We start from the raw sequence: 15,636 nt of genomic DNA, 5'->3' as shown, positions 1-15,636 counted from the left end.
GCCCATGGTGCCGGGACGACCCGGGCACCGGGTAGCAGGCAGGTATCGGTTTGTTTCGGTTTATGTCCGGTAACCGTACAGCCAGGGCAAATCCAGCAAGCGCACACCCAGCGCGCGCAAGGCCCAATCGCGCCCCATCCGCATCGGCCAGCGCATATGGAAGATGCGCCCGTTACGGATGGCCCGCGCCTGCACGCGCGCGTTGCGCTCCCAGCGGGCCTCTGCGTAATGCAGCAGCGCAGCAGGCACATTGCCTTTCTGCAGCTGCAAGGAAAGAACAAGCTGCTGGGCATCCTCGATCGCCATGCCCGCACCCTGCGCCAGATAAGGCCGCATGGGGTGGGCAGCATCCCCCAAGAGCGCAATACGGCCCTGGGCCTGCTCAGCCGGGTCGCGCATGGGGGGGCGATCGTACAGCGGCCACAGACGCCAGTCGTCGATGGCATGGATCAGGTCCAGCAAAGGCGCCTGGGCGTTGGCCAGGCGGGCGCGCAGTTCGGAGGCGTTGGCACTGTGGTCCCAGGACTGGGGGTCACCCGCCACGCGGCCCTGCACGATGACCACCAGATTGAGCCATTCCCCACCGCGCACCGGGTACTGCACCGCGTGGAAGCGGGGCCCCAGCCAGGCCGTGACCACGTGGCTGCGCAACGCGACGGGCAAATCTGCCTGCCGCACCATGGCGCGGAAGGCCAGGTGGCCCGTGCTGCGCGGTTTGCTGCGCGGCAGCAGGTGCTGGCGCACATGGCTCCACAGGCCATCTGCGCCCACCACCAGCGGCGTGCGGAGGATGTCGCCGCCCGCAGTTTCCACCTGCATCACCTCGCCATGTTGCCGTATCTGGGACACGGAAGCGCCCAGCTGGCAGGTCACACCCTCGCGTTGTGCTGCCTGCAGCAAGATGCCGTGCAGGTCTGCACGGGCAATGGTGGCGTAGGGCGCGCCATACAAGGCCTTGGCCCGCTCGCCCAGCGGCAGCACACCCACAGTGCGCGCGCTCAGTGCGTTGCGCACTTCCAGCTGTGCGGGAAAAGCTGCCGCACGCTGCAGCGCATCACCCAGGCCCCAGCCCTGCAACACATGCACCACATTGGGCCCGAGCTGGATACCAGCCCCCACCTCGCCAAAGGCCAAGGCCTGCTCCAGCAGTTGCACTGGCATCCCTGTGCGGGACAAGGCCAGCGATGCCGCCAGACCGCCAATCCCCCCACCCACAATGACTGTTGCTTCTCGCATGCCCGCATTGTCACCCGGGTAGAAACCCCATGGCTTGATCTGGCACAGCTACACTGGACTCCAAACGCCATTTACGCATTTCTCGCCGCCGACCATGACCCTGAGCACCGATTTCGAACTCCTGTTTGACGCCGCACCCATCTCTCTCTGGCTGGAGGACTACAGCTCGCTGAAAACGCTGTTTGAACAGTGGCGTGCGCAGGGTGTGACCGACCTGGAGGCCCATTTGCGCGCCGACCCCAGCCGCGCAGCCCAGTGTTCGCAGTGCTACCAAGTGCTGCGCGTGAACCAGCAGACGCTGGACCTGTTTGGCGCTGGCAGCCAGGAAGAGCTGATTTCGCGCCTGGGCGAGGTCTTCCGCGGCGACATGTTCGAGCCCATGGTCCGCGAGCTCACCCAGCTCTGGAACGGTGTACTGGAATTCAGCAATGTGTCGGTCAACTACGGGCTGGACGGGCGGCGCATCGACGTGCAGATCCATATCCGTGTGCTGCCGGGCCACGAAGACCGATGGGACCGTGTGATGGTGTCGCTGCAGGACGTGACTGCGCAAACCCAGTCCAGCCAGCGCCTGGTGCACAGCGAGCGCTATGCGCGCAACCTGTTCGAGTTCTCGCCCGTGTCTCTCTGGGTCGAGGACTTCAGCGGCGTCAAGCAACTCATGGACGAAGCCCGCCACACGGGCATCCAGGATTTCCGGGTATTCATCAGCGTTCACCCCGAGTTTGTGAACCGCTGCATGGAAAAGATCCGCGTGCTGGACGTGAACCAGCAAACGCTGACCATGTTCTCCTCTACCAGCCGCGAAGACCTGCTCGGCAAGCTGGAGCTGATTTTCCGCGACGAAATGCGTACCTCGTTTGCCGAACAGCTGGTGGACCTGTGGAACGGCAAGCTGGTGCAAACACGCGAGGTGGTGAACTACTCGCTCAATGGCGAGCTCATCAATATCCACATGCAGTTCTCGGTGCTGCCAGGCCATGAGCAGGACTGGGACCTGGTGCTGGTGTCGCTCGTGGACATCACCGCGCGCAAAAAGGCCGAGGCCTATCTGGAATACCTGGGCAAGCACGACGCGCTCACGCGCCTGCGCAACCGTGCCTTCTATGTGGAAGAACTCAACCGCATCTCGCGCAAGGGCCCCTGGCCGCTGAGCATTCTGGCCATGGACCTCAACGGCCTCAAGCAAGTCAATGACAACCAGGGCCATGCCGCGGGCGATGCGATCCTGCGCCGCGCGGGCGAGGTGCTCTCCAAGGCTGCAGGCGAGCAGCAGTCCATTTGCATTGCGCGCATTGGCGGCGACGAGTTCATCGCGCTCATGCCTGGCGCCGATGAGCGCGCCGCGTTGGGTCTCAAGGAGCGGATCGATTCCATGCTCGAACTCAACAACCAGTTCTACCCCGGCCAGAAACTCAGCCTGGCCATGGGCATTGCAAGCTGCAACAGTGCGGCCGAAGTTGAAGCCGGCATCCATGCGGCCGACCGCGCCATGTTCGAAGCCAAGACGCGCTACTACGAGGAAGCGCAGATCGAGCGCCGACGCGTCTAGTGCGTGTGCCCTCGCCCACCGTGGCTGCCATGCACATGGCCACCAGTAGCTGAGGCGGGGAGCGGGGACTCGGCAGACAACCCTTGCAGGATGCCGCAATGCGCTGCATCCTGCACGCCCTGGCACTGTGCGCGCAACAGCTTCAATTGCTTTTCGAGCTGGCGCAGCTCGCTGATGCGCTGCGCCACGTGACCGATGTGCTCGTCCAGCAGCGCATTCACTTCCGCACAATTCTCTTCGGGTGCATCCTTGAACGCCAGCAAGGCCCGGATTTCCTGCAAGGTCATGTCCAGGCTGCGGCAGTGGCGCACAAACTGCAGGCGCTGCGCATGTTCCGGGCCGTACACGCGGTAATTGCCGTCGGTGCGCGCGGCTGCAGGCAGCAGGCCCTCGCGCTCGTAGTAGCGAATGGTCTCCACCGGGGTTCCCGATGCACTGGCGAGTTCACCGATTTTCATGCGTCTGCTCCTGCACAGGACTGTGCCGGCATGGCAAAGGCCCTGCTGCAGTATAGGACTTGACCCTGAAGTGGCTACAGGGTTTCCAATGCAGGCATCGAAAGGAAACCCCATGAGCCAACATTGCTGCGAACACGAAACCCCGGCCGTCGAAACCCTGCAAAACCCTGCACGCTACCGACGCATTCTCTGGATTGCCTTGCTCATCAACGCCGCCATGTTCGGTGTGGAAATTGTGGGTGGCATGACCTCGGGCTCACTCTCCTTGCTGGCAGATGCGATTGACTTTGCAGGCGATGCACTGAATTACGGGGTGTCAATTGCCGTACTCTCGGCCGCGCTGACCTGGCGTGCGCGTGCGGCCATCGTGAAGGCACTGTGCATGGGGGGCTTTGGCCTGCTGGTACTGGGCCGCACCGCATGGAGCGTGTGGCAGGGCGAGGTGCCTGACGGCGCCACCATGGGCATCATCGGACTGGTGGCCCTGGCGGCCAATGTGGCCGTGGCCTGGATGCTGTACGCCTTCCGTGAAGGCGACGCCAATATGCGCAGCGTGTGGCTGTGCTCGCGCAATGATGCGATTGGCAATATTGCCGTGATGCTCGCTGGCGCAGGTGTGCTGTACACCGGAAGTCGTTGGCCCGATCTGGCCGTGGCCGCCGGCATGGCCACGCTGGCACTGCAGGGCGGCTGGCAGGTTTGGCGCCAGGCGCGCAGCGAGCTCCGTGGCACCGCACATGCGGACCATGGGCATGGCCACGAAGGCCATGCCCACTGAGGGACGCCTTAGTTCGCGACGGTGAAGCGCTTCTGGATGTGCTGGGGCGTCTCCAGCTCATCCACGATGGCCACGGCCATGTCTTGCACCGAGATGCTGCCGGGGCCACCGCCTTCGGCCCACAGTGGCGCGTCCGCACCGAGGCGGTATTTGCCAGTGCGCACACCGGGGTTGAGCAGCATGGCGGGGGACAGGAAGGTCCAGTCCAGAGTGGTTTCCTTCTGGATCAGGTTGAGCGCATCACGCGCGGCTGCGGCGGCCACCTTGTATTCGGCGGGGAACTCGGGTGTATCCACCAACTGCACGCCGGGTGCCACAAACAGGCTGCCCGCACCACCCACCATGAGGAAGCGCTTGACGCCAGACTGCTTCACGCCAGCGAAGATGCTGTGCGTGGCTTGCAGAAAGATTTCACCGATCTTGGGCTCGGTCCAACCGGGGTTGTAGGCGCTGACCACGGCGTCATGGCCGGCAGCAGCCTTGGCGACCTGGGCGGCATCCAGCGCGTCTGCGGCCACCACGGTCAGGCCGGGCTGGGCTGCGAGCTTGCCGGGGTTACGGGCAAGCACAGTGACCAGATGGCCACGGCTCAGCAATTCAGCCAGCAAGGGAGTGCCCACAAAACCTGTGGCGCCAATCAGTGCGATTTTCATAACAAGACTCCTGTTTCCATCGAATAAAACAAGCCTCTAGTGTGATTGCTTCACCTATCCTTGAAAAGACGGTAAATTTCGCTATTACTTTGAAGTAAAACTAAACAATCAAGCATGGATCAACTCAAACGCATGGCCGTCTTTGCCGAGGTGGCTGCAGCTGGCAGCCTGAGCGGTGCTGCCCGCCAGTTGGGCATGACACCCTCTGCGGTGAGCCAGCACCTGCGCCAGCTCGAAGCGGCCCTGGGCCTGGCCTTGGTCCACCGCTCCACGCGCAAACTCACGCTGACGGAGGCGGGAGAGCGCTATGTGGAGGGGTGCGCCGCCATGGTGGCAGCCGCCCGGTCTGCGGACCAGGCGCTAGAACGGCACCGCGACGAGCCCGAGGGCGAGTTGCGGATTGCAGCCCCCATCGGATTCGGCGGGCTGCTGGCGTCCGTCCTCGCACCACTGCGCAACTACCCCAAGCTCACCCTGCGCCTGTTGATGGACGACGCGCTGGTGGATGTGATTGCCGAGCGGGTGGATATTGCGGTACGCGTCGGTACGCAACCAGACTCCAGCCTAGTGGCGCGCAAGCTGGGTACCTTGCGCGCGCAGCTGTGTGCCTCACCCGCCTACCTCGCCGCGCGTGGCTGGCCTCAGCACCCCCAAGACCTGGCCCACCACGACTGGCTGGGGGGGCGCCCGCACGGTCCGTCCCATGAGTTGCTGCAACTGCACAGCGGCAACCAGGTGGTGCAGGTGCCGGTCACTTCCCGCGCTTCCGCCACACAGGTGACTGCGCTGCATTCGCTGTGTGTGGCCGGCTGGGGAATCAGCATTGTGCTGAGCGACGACGACCGCCGCGCACTGGCCGATGGGCGCCTGGTGCCCGTGTTGCCCGACTGGAGCCCGCCGGACTACGAAGTGTTTGCGATTACCGCGCGGCGCGGTGACCAGCCCGCCAAGGTGCGCCACACCCTGGCCCTGCTCGATAGTTACTTCCAGACTCTGCAGCCACTGCCACGCTAGTGGTTTAACCGCTACAGGCCTCCTGCCAGTCCGACTCCAATACCAGGGTCGCATGGGCGCGTAAATCGGCACTGGAAAAGCCCGCTGAAAGGGTGAACTCTCCGGCCTCTGCTACCCAGGCTGAGCGGGACTCGTCAAAGAAGGCCAAGGAGCGCATCGTGAGCTCCAGCGTTATGGTGGTAGTAACACCGGGCTCCAGCAACTCCTTGGCAAAGCCCTTGAGTTCGCGCACCGGACGCGGCACGCTGGCCTGCGCATCGGCCACATACAACTGCACCACTGCCTGCCCCGCACGCTTGCCCGTGTTGCGAACGTCCACTTCCACAGTCACCCTGCCGCCAGGCGCCACGGCGGTGGTCGACAGGCGCATGCCCAGCACCTCGAAACGCGTGTAGGACAAGCCGTGGCCGAAGGGGAACAGCGGCGCAATGCCATGGTGTTCATAGTGACGGTAGCCAATGAATACGCCCTCGTCGTAGTGCACGTGGCCATCGATGCCCGGGTATTGCAAAGGGCCGGTTTGGGCAGGCGTATCCTGCAAGCGCGTCGGCCAGGTCTGCGGCAGACGACCGCCGGGCTCCACACGCCCCAACAAAACATCGGCAATCGCGTTGCCGCACTCCTGGCCGGGGTACCAGGCCTGCAGCACTGCGCCTGCCTGGCCAATCCACGGCAGCTCCACCGGTGAGCCCGTCTGCAAGACCACCACTGTGCGTGGGTTGGCCGCCGCCACGCGAGCAATCAATTCATTCTGGCCATGCGGCAAGTCCATGCTGGTGCGGTCCAGTCCCTCGTTGTCCCATTCCGCATTCAGGCCTGCAAACACCACCGCCACATCTGCCGCAGCAGCGGCAGCCACCGCTTCTTCAATATCGGCGTCATCCAGCACACGGCTGGCACCAAAGCGCAACGCATTCATGTCCAGCTTCTCGGGCGCAGCGGTGCTGAATTCCACCGTGATCTTGCAGACCTCCCCCGCCTGCAGGGCCCGGGTGTGCACGACCTCGTTGCAGCCAAAGGTGAAATAGGTGTCGCCCCGCGTCCAGCGGCTCCAGGCATCCACCGCCAGTTCGCCGTTGATGAAGGCCCGGCTCAGGCCTGCGCTGATGAGGGAGAACTGGTAGCCCCCCGCCCGGTCGGCCACAAACTGCAGCGTGGCCCGTGCAGAAAACGCGCCGCGTGTGACCGAAGGATGCACCGTGTCGATCCAGAGCTGCTCGGTGTTGGGCACCGTCTGCGTATAGACCACCGGGCCGCTGAAGTCCGTGCTGTTGAAGAACTCCAACTGCATGGGTTTGAACACCACCGGAACGAAACGGTGGATATCGGCCCCCACGTGGTGGGTGAAGCGCACCCCGGGGCACTGCGCCTGCAATGCAGCCAGGGGCGCAATACGGTAGTGCGCATTCACGGTGGCGCTGCCCCCACCCATGATCTGCGGCACCACCGCCGCACGCCCCACCAACGCCACCGTCTGCCCAGGCTGGGGCGCCAGTGGCAGCAGGCTGGACGCGTTCTTCAGCAAGACCGCAGCGTCCGCCCCCAAGCTGCGGATCAGGGTGCGGTGGGCCGGTACGTCGTCGGCCCGCTCGGGCGCCAGTTGTCGGGTGTTGAGGCGGCCCAACCGGTCGATAAGGCGCAGGATGCGGCCCGCGCAGTCGCGCACAGCCTGCGCGCTCACCCGCCCATCCTCCACCGCCTTTACCAGGGCTGCGCCCCGCACCCGCGTGGGGCCGGGCATTTCCAGATCGCAACCGGCCTCGGCCGACTCCACCGTGTCCATGCTGGCAAACCAGTCGGACATGACGATGCCGTCAAAGCCCCATTCCTCACGCAGCAGCTCGCGCACCAGACGGCGGTGGTTGGCCGCAAAAGTGGCGTCCAGCCGGTTGTAGGCCGTCATCACGGCCATCACACCCGCCTCCTTCACGGCGCGCTCAAAGGGCAGCAGGTACAGCTCTCGCAACGCGCGCTCCGGGATGTCGGAGCTGATGCTCATGCGCTGGTATTCGCTCTCGTTGCCCACAAAGTGCTTGATGGTGGCGGCCACGCCCACGCTCTGCACCCCGCGGATGTAAGCCACCCCGATCTCGGAGGCGAGCCAGGGGTCTTCGGAATAGCACTCGAAGTTGCGCCCATTGAGCACGGTGCGGTGCAGGTTCACCGTGGGCGCCAGTAGCACCTGTGCGCCCTTGAGTGTGGCCTCCATGCCCAGGGCTGCGCCGGTTTGCTGCACCAGTCGGGGGTTCCAGGTGGCCGCCAGCGCAATACCCACCGGGAAGCAGGCCGTGGTGGGGCCGTCCTTGAACATGCCGCCGCGCGCGCCGTTGGGGCCGTCGCTGACCTTGATGGCGCCAATATTGAGCCGCGGCACCGGCTGGGTGCTCCAGAAATCGGCGCCGGTGAGAAGGCTGACCTGCTCGGCCAGCGTGAGCTGGTCCAACAGCGCCTGAATGTGCGTCTGGTCTTTCTGGGGCGGGAGTGCGGGGCTCATGCGGTGTCCTCTCTCGTGTGGGAGATACCCTGCCGCGACCGGTTCAGCTCCGGCGCGGGCGCCTCCTCTGTGTGGTTTGCACCATCTTAGCCCAGCGCCGTGGCAGTTACGGCGCGCTGCCGAAGCGCAGCGCCGAGCGCGCCCGGGCCTTGGCCGCCTCCACCTCGCGGTTGCGCGGTTCGGCCGTGGTCACCAGTTGGGCCATCAGCGCCCGGGCGCTGGCCGCCACCTCCTCCACCGCGCGGTCAAAGGCGGCCTCATTGGCCTTGGACGGCACCGCAAAGCCGCTGAGCTTGCGCACAAACTGCAGCGAAGCATCGCGGATCTCCAGCTCCGTGGCCGGAGGCTCGAAGTTGAACAGGGTCTTGATATTGCGGCACATGGCGCCTTGCCCCTTCAGGCCAGCAACTGGCGCAGCACAAAGGGCAGGATGCCGCCAGCGCGGTAGTAGTCCACCTCGATGGGCGTGTCGATGCGCAAGAGCAAGGTGTGCTTGGTTTGCGAGCCATCGGCACGCGTCACCACCAACTGCGCCTCGCTTTGCGGCGTGAGGTTGGCATCGGGAATGATGTCGATGGTTTCGCTGCCGGTCAGTCCCAGGCTGCTCCAGCTGGTGCCCGGCTTGAACTGCAGGGGCAGCACGCCCATGCCCACCAGGTTGCTGCGGTGAATGCGCTCAAAGCTCTGCGCCACCACGGCCCTGATACCCAGCAGCTGCGTGCCCTTTGCCGCCCAATCGCGGCTCGACCCGGTGCCGTACTCCTCGCCGGCAAACACCACCGTGGGCGTGCCCTCTGCCATGTAGCGGGTGGCAGCATCGAAGATGGCGAGCTTGTCGCCCCTGCCCTGCGTGCCTTGGTAGAGCGTGACGCCGCCCTCCTCGCGCGCACCGTCGGCCTTGGCAGGAATCATCAGGTTTTTGATGCGCACGTTGGCAAAAGTGCCACGCACCATCACCTCGTGATTGCCGCGGCGTGCACCGTAGCTGTTGAAATCGGCCTTCTGGACACCGTTGGCGATGAGCCACTGGCCGGCGGGTGAGTTTTCCTTGATGCTGCCGGCCGGGGAGATGTGGTCAGTGGTGATGGAATCACCAAACAGGGCCATGATGCAGGCACCCCGCACCGCTTCAGATATTTTTTGCCCCTTGGCCCCCGTGGAATCTGCGCGAGCAGCTCCTGAATCCATAGCAAATGCATCGAAGAACGGCGGCTGGGCGATGTAGGTGCTAGCCGGCCAGGTGTAGGCCGTGCCGCTCACGCCCTTGACCTTGTCCCACAGCGCGCCGGGCTCGGTCTTGACCTTGGCGTAGTTCGCGCGGAAGGCCTTGCCTTTCATCGCGAACTTGAGCAGTTTGTAGATCTCTTCGCTGCTGGGCCAGATGTCGCCCAGGTACACGTCCTTGCCACCCTTGCCCTGGCCCACGGGCTCGGTCATCAGGTCACGCGTCACCGTGCCGGCAATGGCGTAGGCCACGACCAGCGGTGGGCTGGCCAGGAAGTTGGCTTTCAGGTTGGGGTGAATGCGCGCCTCAAAGTTGCGGTTGCCCGACAACACGGCGGCGCAGACCAGGTCGTTGGTGGTGATGACCTCGTTGAGCTCGGGTGTCAGGTCGCCCGCGTTGCCGATACAGGTCGTGCAGCCATAGCCCGCCAGCGCGAAGCCCAGTTTTTCCAGGTACGGCAGCAGGCCGGTTTCGGTCAGGTATTCGGTGACGATGCGGGAACCGGGGGCCAGCGAGGTCTTGATGTGCGGCTTGACCTTGAGGCCCGCCTCCACCGCCTTCTTGGCCAGCAGCCCTGCAGCCAGCAGCACGCTAGGGTTTGACGTGTTGGTGCAACTGGTGATCGCAGCAATCAGCACGTCGCCATTACCGATGGTGAGGTCCGAGCCACTGCCCGGGGCGACGACGGTCGCAGCGGTGTTGGGCGCATGGTGCGCGGCGAGCGTGGGTTTGCTGCTCTCCATCTCCACCACCTGGCGCGGTGCGCCCAACGGCGTGGGCGGCGATGCAGGCACCTTGACGTTCAATGGGGCGTCCCAGGTGCGCGCCAGATGCCGGGTGTGGAACACGGCGGCGGGCTGGTTGAAACCATTTTCGGCAGCCGGCTTGCTGAACAGGCTGCTGAAGGTGGAGGCCACCTTGCCCAGCTCGATACGGTCTTGCGGGCGCTTGGGGCCGGCCAGGCTGGGTGTCACGTCGCCCAGGTCCAACGTCACCACGCTGGTGTAGTCCAGCTCGCCCTTGGCCGGCACTCCAAACAGGCCTTGCGCCTTGAAGTAGGCCTCGAAGGCCTCGATCTCGGCCTTGGTGCGGCCGGTGCCTTCAAAGTAATCGATGGTCTTCTCGTCCACCGGGAAGAAACCCATGGTGGCACCGTACTCGGGCGCCATATTGGCAATGGTGGCGCGGTCGGGCAACGCCAGCGTGCGCGTGCCTTCGCCAAAAAACTCCACAAACTTGCCCACCACTTTGTGCTTGCGCAAGATCTCGGTCACGGTGAGTACCAGGTCGGTCGCCGTCACACCTTCGCGCAGGCGGCCGGTCAGTTCAAAGCCCACCACATCAGGGGTGAGGAAGTAGACCGGTTGGCCCAGCATGGCCGCCTCAGCCTCGATGCCGCCGCAGCCCCAGGCCACCACGCCAATGCCGTTGATCATGGTGGTGTGGCTGTCGGTACCGACCAGTGAGTCGGGGTAGTACAGGTCCTTGGCAGTCTTGTGCACACCGCGCGCCAGGTACTCCAGGTTCACCTGGTGCACGATGCCAAAGCCGGGGGGCACCACGCCAAAAGTGTCAAAGGCCTGCATGCCCCACTTCATGAACTCGTAGCGCTCACGGTTGCGCTGGAATTCCAGGCGCATGTTCAGGTCCAGCGAATTCTTCTTGCCGTAGTGGTCCACCATCACCGAGTGGTCCACCACCAGGTCCACGGGCACCAGCGGCTCGATCTTCTTGGGGTTCTTGCCCAGACGCTGGGCCGTGCTGCGCATGGCGGCCAGGTCGGCCAGCAGCGGCACACCGGTGAAGTCTTGCAGCACCACGCGGCTCACCACAAAAGGGATTTCATCGGTGCGCTCTGCTTGGGGCTTCCAATTGGCGAGTTGGGCGACGTGGTCTGCGGTGACCTTCTTGCCATCGCAGTTGCGCAGCACACTCTCCAGCACGATGCGCAGCGACACTGGGAGGCGGCTGACATTGGGAAACTGCTTGGCCAGGGCCGGCAGGGAATGGAACTGGGCGGTCTTGCCGGAGGCGGTCTTGAATTTCTTGAGGGTCGAGGCAAAGGCGTGGGGCATGGGGCTCTCCTGTTGGGGTTGGGGCACTGTTGCCATTGTGGCGCGATGGCGTGACGGATGCACGAATTGGGCCGGGTTAACCTGACCGCAGGGGGGGTGGGATAGGTCGGTTTTTTTAACACCCACTCCCCCAACCCCTCGCCCCGTCGGCGAGGGGAGCCTTTGAACAGCCGATTTGGGGACCTCGCGCCGGCCAGGGTGCTACACAAGCAACGCTGCCACCAAATGGGCGCGCCACGGCCCTCGCCAGCGGTTGTGGTGAATGAAGACATCTAGGCGCGAAGCCACTGGCGGGCGCAGCCGCCAGCGTTGGCATACAGACATCTCCGAGGTCTCCACAACCACAGGCACGGGCCGTGGAGTGAAGTAGCGGGGGCAACCTCACTCCAATAGGCCCCGTAGCCGGCGCGACACAACAAAATATGGCTGTTAAAAGCTCCCCTCGCCGACGGGGCGAGGGGTTGGGGGAGTGGGTGTTAAATAAAGAAATAGGTCACGTCTCGTCCTTGCCCACCACAATCCGCGCATGTCGCTCAAAGGTCCAGTACGACCAGGCCCAGTCAATCATCACCACCAGCCGGTTGCGAAAACCAATCAGGAAGAAGACGTGGATGAACAGCCAGAACAACCAGGCCGGAAAACCCGTGAAGCGCAGTTGCCCCAGCAACGGCACACCCACATCGGCCACCGCAGCCTTGCGCCCGATGGTCGCCAAGTCCCCATAGTTGATGTAGCGGAATGGCAGGCCAGCCTCACCCCGCAGGCGGCGCAGGATGTTGGCCGCCGCCGTGCGGCCCATCTGCTTGGCACCCGGTGACACACCGGGCACCGGCGTCGGTTCTTGCCCCGGCACATGGCTCTTGGCGGCGGCCAGGTCGCCCACTACGCTGATCTCCGGGTGGCCCGGCAGGCTCAGGTCGGGTAACACTTGTACGCGGCCCGCGCGGTCCAGCTCAGCGCCGGTGGCAGCAGCCACTACCTTGCCCAGCGGAGACGCCGCGACCCCTGCGGCCCAGACTACCGTAGCGGCGGCAATGCGCTGGGTCTGCCCGCCCTCCTCCAGCGTCACGCCTTCTTCGTCGATCTGTGTCACGCGCGCACCGATGCGCACCTCGACACCAATTTTCTCCAACTGCTGTTTGGCACTCTCGCTCAACGCCTGCGGGTAGTTGCCCAGCACGCGCGCACCGCCTTCAATCAGCAGCACGCGGGCCTTTTGCGACTGGAAGCGGCGAAACTCGCCCTTGAGCGTATGGCGCGCAATCTCCACCATGGTTCCCGCCATTTCCACGCCGGTAGGGCCAGCACCGATCACCACCGACGTGAGCAAGGCATCACGTTGCTCCGCAGGCGCCTGCGGCGGCAGGCGCTCGGCGGCTTCATAGGCCATGAGCAGGCGGTAGCGGATGACAAAGGCGTCCTCCAGCGTCTTGAGCCCGGGCGCATGGGCGGCCCAGTCGTCATGGCCAAAGTAGCTGTGGGTGGCGCCTGCCGCGACGATCAGATGGTCATAGGGCAGCACCTGCCCATCGTTGAGAAACACACACCGGGCCTGGGCATCCACCCCGGTCACCTCGGCCATCAGCACGGTCACATTGCGCTGCTTGCGGAAGATGCGGCGTATGGGCTCTGCTATGGCCGGTGCCGTGAGCCCGGCGGTGGCCACCTGGTAAAGCAAGGGTTGGAAGAGATGGTGGTTGTGCTTGTCCACCACGGTGATGTCGACATCGGCTTGGCGCAAGGCCTTGGTGGCCTCCAGTCCGCCGAAACCACAACCGATGATGACTACGCGCGCCCGCGCGGCAGGGGTCTGGATCGTCATGGGCCCATCCTAGCAGCGCGCTCAAAACCCTGTCGCCTGTGTTATCGACAAGCCCTGCGCGCCATGCGTAAATGCGCCCCAAAACATGACCCGAGAGACACGCCATGACAGAAACCATCCACCACCGCATCTGCCCCCTGTGCGAAGCCTGCTGCGGCCTGGAAATCAAGGTGCGCGACCAGCAGGTTGTGAGCATCCGCGGCCACGAGGCCGATGTGCTGAGCCGCGGCTACATCTGCCCAAAGGCAGTGGCCCTCAAGGACCTGCATGAAGACCCCGACCGTTTGCGCACGCCGCTGATCAGGCGCAACGGCAAACACGAGCCTGCTAGCTGGGACGAGGCCTTTGCCGAAATCGAGCGACGTCTGCCGCCGCTCATCGCCGCGCATGGGCGCAATGCCACCGCCATCGCCGTGGGCAACCCGTCAGCCCACAAGATTGGTCTGCTCACCTACTTCGGCAAGCTGGCACGCACCTTGGGTAGCAAGAATGTGTTTTCCGCCTCCACGCTGGACCAGATGCCCAAGCAGCTGGCCAGTGGCCTGATGTTCGGCCACTGGCTCTCCACCGCCCTGCCCGACATCAGCCGCACCGAGCTGCTGCTGGTCATCGGCGCCAACCCGCTGGCCAGCAACGGCAGCATGTGGACCGTGCCCGACTTCAAGGGCAAGGCCAAGGCCTTGCAGGCCCACGGCGGCCAGCTCATCGTGATCGACCCACGCCGCACAGAGACCGCTGCGATTGCGGACGCGCACCACTTCATCCGACCCGGGGCCGATGTGTTTCTGCTGGCGGCCATGGTGCACACCCTGTTTGACGAAAACCTGGTCACGCTGGGCCGCGTGGCAGAATGGGTCACGGGCGTTGAAGAGGTGCGTACCGTCATCACCACCTTCACGCCCGAAGCGGTGGCCACGCGCTGTGGCATGGAGGCGGGCACCATCCGCGCACTGGCACGCCAGCTGGCCCGCACACCGCGCGCAGCCGTGTACGCCCGCATCGGCACCTGCACGCAGGAATACGGCACACTGGCCAGCTGGCTGGTGGACGTGCTCAACACGCTGACCGGCCACCTGGACATGGAGGGCGGCATGCTGTTTGCCAAGTCCGCCGCCTTTGCCAGCAACACCGTGGGCAAACCGGGTGTAGGCAAAGGCGTGAGCACCGGCCGCCACCATGCCCGCGTGAGCGGCGCGCCCGAGGTGTACGGCGAGCTGCCCATCACCTGCCTGGCCGAAGAGATGGAGACGCCCGGCGAGGGCCAGGTCCGCGCGCTGATCACTGTGGCCACCAACCCCGTGCTCTCCAGCCCTAATGGCCCGCGCCTCTCGGCCGCGCTGGAGCAGCTGGACTTCATGGTCAGCCTGGACATTTACCTGAACGAAACCACGCGCCATGCGGACGTGATCCTGCCCGGCCTCTCGCCGCTGGAGGACATGCACTACGACGTGGCCTTTCCCCAGCTCTCATGGCGCAACCACGCGCGCTACAGCCCGCCGGTGCTGCCGCGGCCTGAAGGCCAGCCCGAGGAATGGCAGACCCTGCTCAAGCTGGCCGCCATCGTGCAGGGTCAAGGTGCGCAGTGCGACGCCGATGCGCTGGACGATGCCCAGTTTGAAAGTGATGCAGAGCGCCTGTTCGGAACTCACGCAGCGGCCGTGATCGCCGCCACCCGCGGCCTGCGCGGCCCGCAGCGCAACCTCGACGTGGCCCTGCGCACCGGGCCTTACGGCGACGGCTTCGGCACCAAGCCAGACGGACTCAACCTGCGCAAGGTGATGGAGGCCAACCCTGCCGGTGGCATCGACCTGGGCGAACTGCAACCCCGCATCCCTGAAATGCTGCGCACCCCCAGCGGCAAGGTGGAGCTGGCACCGCCCTTGTTGCTACAAGATTTGCAGCGCGCTGCGCAGGATCTGCGGCGGCCAGCGCCCGATCTGGTCATCATCGGCCGGCGCGACGTGCGCACCAACAACAGCTGGATGCACAACCTTCCCACGCTGGCCAAGGGCCCCTTCCGTTGCACCGCCCTCATCCACCCCGACGACGCCAAACGCCACGGCGTGACCGACGGCGCCCTGGCCACCCTGCGCAACGGACCACGCAGCGTTCAGGCCCAGGTGCACATCAGCGACCAGATGATGCCCGGCGTGGTCAGCCTGCCGCACGGCTGGGGCCACAACCTGCCCGGTGCCCAACTGCGTGTGGCCGCCGAGCGTCCCGGCGCCAACATCAACGCCCTGCTGGACGACCAACTGCGCGACCCGCTGTCGGGCAACGCGGTGCTGGGCGGCGTGGCGATCACGATGGAGGCGGCGTAACGGGTTTG

At 64.9% G+C, this 15,636-nt stretch carries 11 protein-coding genes; 4 read left to right on the top strand and 7 right to left on the bottom strand.

Features of this window, described 5'->3' with window-relative positions:
* Positions 1-60: 60 nt before the first annotated feature.
* Positions 61-1,236 (bottom strand): FAD-dependent monooxygenase, encoded by a 1,176-nt coding sequence (locus tag AC1RNN_RS15185; protein ID WP_493089814.1) that lies wholly within the window; start codon positions 1,234-1,236, stop codon positions 61-63.
* Between the two features lie 94 nt (positions 1,237-1,330).
* On the opposite strand from AC1RNN_RS15185, the gene AC1RNN_RS15180 reads away from it, so the two are divergent.
* Complete coding sequence (locus AC1RNN_RS15180) at positions 1,331-2,788, top strand: sensor domain-containing diguanylate cyclase (protein WP_493089815.1); 1,458 nt, start codon at positions 1,331-1,333, stop codon at positions 2,786-2,788.
* Here AC1RNN_RS15180 and cadR read toward each other — a convergent pair.
* A complete protein-coding gene (cadR, locus tag AC1RNN_RS15175; RefSeq protein WP_493089816.1) occupies positions 2,785-3,246 on the bottom strand; it encodes a Cd(II)/Pb(II)-responsive transcriptional regulator in 462 nt (153 codons plus the stop codon). The genes AC1RNN_RS15180 and cadR overlap by 4 nt on opposite strands.
* 112 nt (positions 3,247-3,358) lie before the next feature.
* Here cadR and AC1RNN_RS15170 point away from each other — a divergent pair, with 112 nt between their 5' ends.
* Positions 3,359-4,024: a cation efflux transmembrane domain-containing protein gene (locus AC1RNN_RS15170; RefSeq protein ID WP_493089817.1), complete on the top strand. Its 666-nt coding sequence runs from the start codon at positions 3,359-3,361 to the stop codon at positions 4,022-4,024.
* Positions 4,025-4,032: 8 nt separating this feature from the next.
* Here the strand turns inward: AC1RNN_RS15170 and AC1RNN_RS15165 are convergent, their stop codons facing one another.
* Positions 4,033-4,677 (bottom strand): NAD(P)-dependent oxidoreductase, encoded by a 645-nt coding sequence (locus AC1RNN_RS15165; RefSeq protein WP_493089818.1) that lies wholly within the window; start codon positions 4,675-4,677, stop codon positions 4,033-4,035.
* Positions 4,678-4,791: 114 nt separating this feature from the next.
* Here AC1RNN_RS15165 and AC1RNN_RS15160 point away from each other — a divergent pair, with 114 nt between their 5' ends.
* Positions 4,792-5,691 carry a LysR family transcriptional regulator gene (locus tag AC1RNN_RS15160; protein WP_493089819.1) on the top strand — a complete coding sequence of 300 codons (900 nt, stop codon included), beginning with the start codon at positions 4,792-4,794 and terminating at the stop codon, positions 5,689-5,691.
* 4 nt (positions 5,692-5,695) lie between these two features.
* Here AC1RNN_RS15160 and AC1RNN_RS15155 read toward each other — a convergent pair whose 3' ends face one another.
* The 4 genes from AC1RNN_RS15155 to AC1RNN_RS15140 all read right to left on the bottom strand — a co-directional run bounded on the left by AC1RNN_RS15155 (position 5,696) and on the right by AC1RNN_RS15140 (position 13,307).
* Positions 5,696-8,185 (bottom strand): glycoside hydrolase family 3 C-terminal domain-containing protein, encoded by a 2,490-nt coding sequence (locus AC1RNN_RS15155; RefSeq protein WP_493089820.1) that lies wholly within the window; start codon positions 8,183-8,185, stop codon positions 5,696-5,698.
* Positions 8,186-8,291: 106 nt separating this feature from the next.
* Positions 8,292-8,567 (bottom strand): DUF2277 domain-containing protein, encoded by a 276-nt coding sequence (locus AC1RNN_RS15150; protein WP_493089821.1) that lies wholly within the window; start codon positions 8,565-8,567, stop codon positions 8,292-8,294.
* Positions 8,568-8,581: 14 nt separating this feature from the next.
* The gene (locus tag AC1RNN_RS15145; protein WP_493089822.1) at positions 8,582-11,485 is read right to left on the bottom strand and encodes an aconitate hydratase; all 2,904 of its coding nucleotides are present in this window, start codon (positions 11,483-11,485) and stop codon (positions 8,582-8,584) included.
* A 493-nt stretch (positions 11,486-11,978) separates the two neighbouring features.
* Positions 11,979-13,307 carry an NAD(P)/FAD-dependent oxidoreductase gene (locus AC1RNN_RS15140; RefSeq protein ID WP_493089823.1) on the bottom strand — a complete coding sequence of 443 codons (1,329 nt, stop codon included), beginning with the start codon at positions 13,305-13,307 and terminating at the stop codon, positions 11,979-11,981.
* 104 nt (positions 13,308-13,411) lie between these two features.
* On the opposite strand from AC1RNN_RS15140, the gene AC1RNN_RS15135 reads away from it, so the two are divergent.
* On the top strand, positions 13,412-15,628 hold the full coding sequence (locus tag AC1RNN_RS15135) for a molybdopterin-dependent oxidoreductase (protein WP_493089824.1): 2,217 nt from the start codon (positions 13,412-13,414) through the stop codon (positions 15,626-15,628).
* Positions 15,629-15,636: the final 8 nt, after the last annotated feature.

It is taken from the genome of Rhodoferax sp. GW822-FHT02D07 (assembly GCF_058802405.1).
Note: the sequence above shows the minus strand (reverse complement) of the source record. Positions and strands in the feature narration are given on the sequence as shown.

Excerpts from the sequence above, each read along its gene's own strand:
- AC1RNN_RS15135 (WP_493089824.1), top strand. The coding sequence starts at position 13,412 with ATGACAGAAACCATCCACCACCGCATCTGCCCCCTGTGCGAAGCCTGC.
- AC1RNN_RS15145 (WP_493089822.1), bottom strand. The coding sequence starts at position 11,485 with ATGCCCCACGCCTTTGCCTCGACCCTCAAGAAATTCAAGACCGCCTCC.
- AC1RNN_RS15165 (WP_493089818.1), bottom strand. The coding sequence starts at position 4,677 with ATGAAAATCGCACTGATTGGCGCCACAGGTTTTGTGGGCACTCCCTTG.
- AC1RNN_RS15155 (WP_493089820.1), bottom strand. The coding sequence starts at position 8,185 with ATGAGCCCCGCACTCCCGCCCCAGAAAGACCAGACGCACATTCAGGCG.
- AC1RNN_RS15160 (WP_493089819.1), top strand. The coding sequence starts at position 4,792 with ATGGATCAACTCAAACGCATGGCCGTCTTTGCCGAGGTGGCTGCAGCT.
- AC1RNN_RS15185 (WP_493089814.1), bottom strand. The coding sequence starts at position 1,236 with ATGCGAGAAGCAACAGTCATTGTGGGTGGGGGGATTGGCGGTCTGGCG.
- cadR (WP_493089816.1), bottom strand. The coding sequence starts at position 3,246 with ATGAAAATCGGTGAACTCGCCAGTGCATCGGGAACCCCGGTGGAGACC.
- AC1RNN_RS15140 (WP_493089823.1), bottom strand. The coding sequence starts at position 13,307 with ATGACGATCCAGACCCCTGCCGCGCGGGCGCGCGTAGTCATCATCGGT.
- AC1RNN_RS15150 (WP_493089821.1), bottom strand. The coding sequence starts at position 8,567 with ATGTGCCGCAATATCAAGACCCTGTTCAACTTCGAGCCTCCGGCCACG.
- AC1RNN_RS15180 (WP_493089815.1), top strand. The coding sequence starts at position 1,331 with ATGACCCTGAGCACCGATTTCGAACTCCTGTTTGACGCCGCACCCATC.
- AC1RNN_RS15170 (WP_493089817.1), top strand. The coding sequence starts at position 3,359 with ATGAGCCAACATTGCTGCGAACACGAAACCCCGGCCGTCGAAACCCTG.